We start from the raw sequence: 3,975 nt of genomic DNA, 5'->3' as shown, positions 1-3,975 counted from the left end.
ATAATATATAGTAAAGGTATTTCATAATATTCTATTTGGAATTATCTGGTGAGTGATTTTACTTTCTGAATATCATTTTTAGGATTGTACCCCCAATTTTCCTTTCCAAACCTTGTTTGGTAGTTGGTATTCCTGTCTTTCTTGCAACTTTCTGCTTTAATGCAGTAATTCCTATAGCTCTTTTGAGTGAGAAAGATACTCCTGGTATTTTCATAATGTGATAAGTTTTAAATATTGTGAGGTAAATACCATTCTTGTAAGTATTTTCCTCACTTTAATACATGATTACGCTTGTGTTACAGGATAGCCTAATTGTTTGTTTACTATTTCTAAAAAGATAGTAAATTCAGCTGGCTTTCCTTGTGAAGTTGTTGGCCAGTTTGAACATATAATAATAGGTTCATCAGCAGTTTCTATAAAGTCTGAATCTGTTGCATTCTTCTTTATGAAATTCAGTTTTCCTGCGGCTTGCTTTTCTGTATATGTGTCTTTTCCCATGAAAATAGTTTCCATATTCTTTTTTATAGGAAAAGCTGCTTGTAACATGGCTTTTGTGGTACCTGGATGGTCTTTTAAATATCTCCTTACAACATCACGAACAAGCTCTACTTTAATACTATATTCTTTTCCTTCAAATTTATAGTTGTTTATATCACGATTAAAGACATATGCTTTTTTAGGTGTATCAAATGCCTTAAGGTTTGTAACAGCTGAAAGTTCGATTGTATCTTCTATAACCTTGCCAATACTGTTGTCATCTTTTATCATCTCAGCTATTTTATTGAGCATTTGTGACACTTGAAACACGCGATTGCTCAAATGGGTTTCTTTTTGACACATACGGAAAACAATTTTCTCCCATTCTTCATCAAATTCTTCTGCAGCATCCAAACTTATCTTTTCTTCTGGTGTCAACGAACGTAATTTAAGCTTTGCTGCAATTGTCTCATTCCATTGTTTAAAATCTGGTTCCTCTGCTAACTGGTTGTAGATATATGGATAAGCAATCTGCATGCATACAAGCCCGAAATTTATTACTTTATATTTATTGGCTATGTCCTCTGCTCCTGTTTTCGATATACCTGTGTTTATTATTGATATCAATGACAGCGTATTTGTCAATCTTTTCAAGGAGCGTGGATTTGTACCAACTGATAGTCTTGCTAGTTCAGAAACAGATTCTTGAATAGCATTATCTTTCATTTCCTCTTCTGTGAAGAAGTTTATTTTTGATAATGCGTCAACTAAAAAAGCATCAATGTTATAATTAGCTACAGGCATTGAGAATGGTAACTGTATGATTTTATCGAAGAAAGATCTGAATTCACGTTCATTCTTGTCTGTAAGCTCACCAAACTTAGGTTTTAGGCCTTTTATCACTACATCATAATCAATGGCTAAAATAAATATGCAATGTTCAAGATCGAATATGTTTTTCAATAACTCGAGAATTTCAACTGCAACTGGCGGATCAATTCTATCAAGGTCATCTATAAAGAAAGTAAAACCTGTTCTTGTCGAATCATTCTTGAGTGATTCTTCCACTAATTTTGAGATTTCTTCTTTCAACTGTAAAATATCACTTTGACCATTATCAGAAGCAAATAAATCGTCAATAGCTTCTCCGTCAACTCCTACAGTACTAATAGCCACCTTAGTTCCTACCGAAGCTATCTTTTTAAAAAGACCACCAATCTTTTTTTTACTTTCTTCCCATTTATGTGCTGGATTAAGTGCACCAATTTGATTAATAATACCATCAAGTATTGATATTATAGCTTGAGCAGGAGTTTTCATAAGTGAATACTGCCATGTATTAATCCATATTGGAAAGAACTGCGCATTATCGATATCACACAGATTCCAGCGAAGAAGATTCATAAGAGACGTTTTACCGGAACCCCATTCACCCTGCAAAGCTATTGTAATAGGTGTATCAGTAAGCTTAATGTATTGTATTAATGCGTCCTGATAGATTTTTATTCCAAAAAGGTCTTCCTGATCATGACGCCTAGGAACGTCTATTATACTTGATTTCATTTCTTATTCTATTTAATAAAGATTGATGTAGTTTGATGTTTTATTTAAAGTGCTATGGTTATTTAGACCTTTTAAGTGATTCTTTCGCACTTTCAATCTGCCTTTTAAGCTCTTCCACTCTTCTGTCATGAGAGGCGGCTTTATCTATTTTATATTTTTTATAACTTGCTTTAGATAATGGAGAAGAAGTATTTTTTATCATTCTTGTATAATATTCATTATCTTTCTTCTTTGCTTCCTTCTCCTTGGTTATACTTGCTCGCAAATCTATAATTTTCTTTTTATAATATTCTTTGCTCATAGTATTGTTTATAATGACATGGTAAACGTACTTACCATGTCATATTTTTAGATTAATTATCAGACAACAGTTTTATTTCCCTGCAGCGGCTAGTGTCAAATCGTTGTCTACAAGCTTCTTGTCTTCAGGGTCTGAAACTTGAACACCAATACCATACATTTCACCTATTTTCTTTTCAAAGTTTCCAACTCTTAAATTCCCACCAACTGTCAATGAGCCACCTTTTGCGTCAGCTTTCCTTATTGAAGCCAAAGTAGCTTTATCATCTGCAAATGTTTTACAAGATGTTGTTGTGTAAACTCTTAATGAAGCTCCAAAACATTTTTTAAAATTCTCTTTCAAGCCTTTTACTGTCATACGACCATCTAAACTAAATTCTGCCATAATTATAACTTTTTAAATTACTACCAGTTACTAATAACAATTATTTACATCATACTAAATTTCAACTATGCAATAATGGAATTTAATTTCTTTTATTTCCTTAATATGCCAATTGATACAATATTCTTTATTAAGTTCAAAACATTTATATTGTTTTGCACAAGTTGTTTCTGAATTTAACCATTGCTTTTTTGTACTATGAAATCCTTCATTCATATTAAAATGAAAACAATTGGACGTTAACGAGCTTTCTTTTGTATAAGAATCATCATTTGTTAAAAATACAGCAATAGCATTTTTAATGTTATTAAACCTTTCACATACCTGTTCCAATCGCTTAATATCTTTCCAAAAACTATATCTACCAATATCTTGTGCGCTCTGATTTTTTATAACAGTTACATTTTGTTGAAGCATTTCCCCAAAACGTTCTATTTTACTCTCAACCTTCTTAGTTTTATACTTAATTTCTACAGGTAAATATTCACAATCTTTCTTTACAACGATATCTAATCGTAATTCACTTTCCCAAACATAATCATTAAGTTCATTATGTGGTACGTAATACTCTACATCGACATCATCATAGTTGCTAGTTGATTCTTTTAACCACAAAGCAAGATGCATTTGAAAGTCTCTTTCATTAAAAAGAATTTCATTATTTTGTTTTAAAAAACTGTGAATATCTTTTTTGACTACTGACAATAAACTTTCCATACTAATATTCACCTCTTGCTGCCTGCCCTATTGTTATTTCATTTGGAACAAATTTAGAACCAGCAGGATCCTTTATCTGTACTTTTAATCCAAAATTCTTATTAAAGAGTTCTTCTACTTCACCCACTTTCATACTAGCCTTTATTTTCATTCCATCAGCAGAACTCTTTACTTCTTTAGTAGTCTTTTGATTTAAAGCAGCCAATGTTAATTCTCCATCAGCTATTTTCATGCCTTTGTAGAAAACCAAAGTTAAACCAAACGATTTCTTGAAATCAGATGAGATTGTTTTTAATTTTTTCTGAGGAGCTACAGTAAATTCGGCATTCTTGAAATTGTCTAATAAATTATTTATTATGCCCATAACAATATATTTAAGTTATACCTACTCTAGTAAGGGATTTTCAGCTTATTCCCCCTATAAGGGGACAGTAGAAATTTAGTGGGGATAACCATACAACTTAGCAATTCTGAAGAGAAAGAACTTTTTATCCGTTACTCCATGCAGATTGGCTCTGAATAGTTTGATTTTA

At 31.7% G+C, this 3,975-nt stretch carries 6 protein-coding genes; all 6 read right to left on the bottom strand.

Going from position 1 to position 3,975, the window contains the following annotated elements:
• Window positions 1-58: 58 nt before the first annotated feature.
• Entirely contained in the window at window positions 59-214 is a 156-nt protein-coding gene (locus H6A61_RS15000; protein WP_204394699.1) for a hypothetical protein, read from the bottom strand.
• 71 nt (window positions 215-285) lie between these two features.
• The gene (locus H6A61_RS14995; protein ID WP_204394698.1) at window positions 286-2,040 is read right to left on the bottom strand and encodes a KAP family P-loop NTPase fold protein; all 1,755 of its coding nucleotides are present in this window, start codon (window positions 2,038-2,040) and stop codon (window positions 286-288) included.
• A gap of 58 nt (window positions 2,041-2,098) precedes the next feature.
• A complete protein-coding gene (locus tag H6A61_RS14990) occupies window positions 2,099-2,341 on the bottom strand; it encodes a hypothetical protein (RefSeq protein ID WP_154044340.1) in 243 nt (80 codons plus the stop codon).
• 72 nt (window positions 2,342-2,413) lie between these two features.
• Window positions 2,414-2,725, bottom strand: coding sequence for a hypothetical protein (locus H6A61_RS14985; protein WP_154044341.1), 312 nt, complete (start codon window positions 2,723-2,725; stop codon window positions 2,414-2,416).
• A gap of 54 nt (window positions 2,726-2,779) precedes the next feature.
• Entirely contained in the window at window positions 2,780-3,442 is a 663-nt protein-coding gene (locus tag H6A61_RS14980; RefSeq protein WP_154044342.1) for a hypothetical protein, read from the bottom strand.
• Window position 3,443: 1 nt separating this feature from the next.
• Entirely contained in the window at window positions 3,444-3,806 is a 363-nt protein-coding gene (locus tag H6A61_RS14975; protein ID WP_154044343.1) for a hypothetical protein, read from the bottom strand.
• Window positions 3,807-3,975: the final 169 nt, after the last annotated feature.

Origin of the sequence: Bacteroides caecigallinarum, assembly GCF_016901995.1 — a bacterium.
Classification (GTDB): Bacteria; Bacteroidota; Bacteroidia; order Bacteroidales; family Bacteroidaceae; genus Phocaeicola; species Phocaeicola cellulolyticus.
This window is presented reverse-complemented; position numbering and strand designations above follow the sequence as displayed.

Coding starts and splice junctions, on each gene's coding strand:
- H6A61_RS15000 (WP_204394699.1), bottom strand. CDS start 214: ATGAAAATACCAGGAGTATCTTTCTCACTCAAAAGAGCTATAGGAATT.
- H6A61_RS14995 (WP_204394698.1), bottom strand. CDS start 2,040: ATGAAATCAAGTATAATAGACGTTCCTAGGCGTCATGATCAGGAAGAC.
- H6A61_RS14990 (WP_154044340.1), bottom strand. CDS start 2,341: ATGAGCAAAGAATATTATAAAAAGAAAATTATAGATTTGCGAGCAAGT.
- H6A61_RS14985 (WP_154044341.1), bottom strand. CDS start 2,725: ATGGCAGAATTTAGTTTAGATGGTCGTATGACAGTAAAAGGCTTGAAA.
- H6A61_RS14980 (WP_154044342.1), bottom strand. CDS start 3,442: ATGGAAAGTTTATTGTCAGTAGTCAAAAAAGATATTCACAGTTTTTTA.
- H6A61_RS14975 (WP_154044343.1), bottom strand. CDS start 3,806: ATGGGCATAATAAATAATTTATTAGACAATTTCAAGAATGCCGAATTT.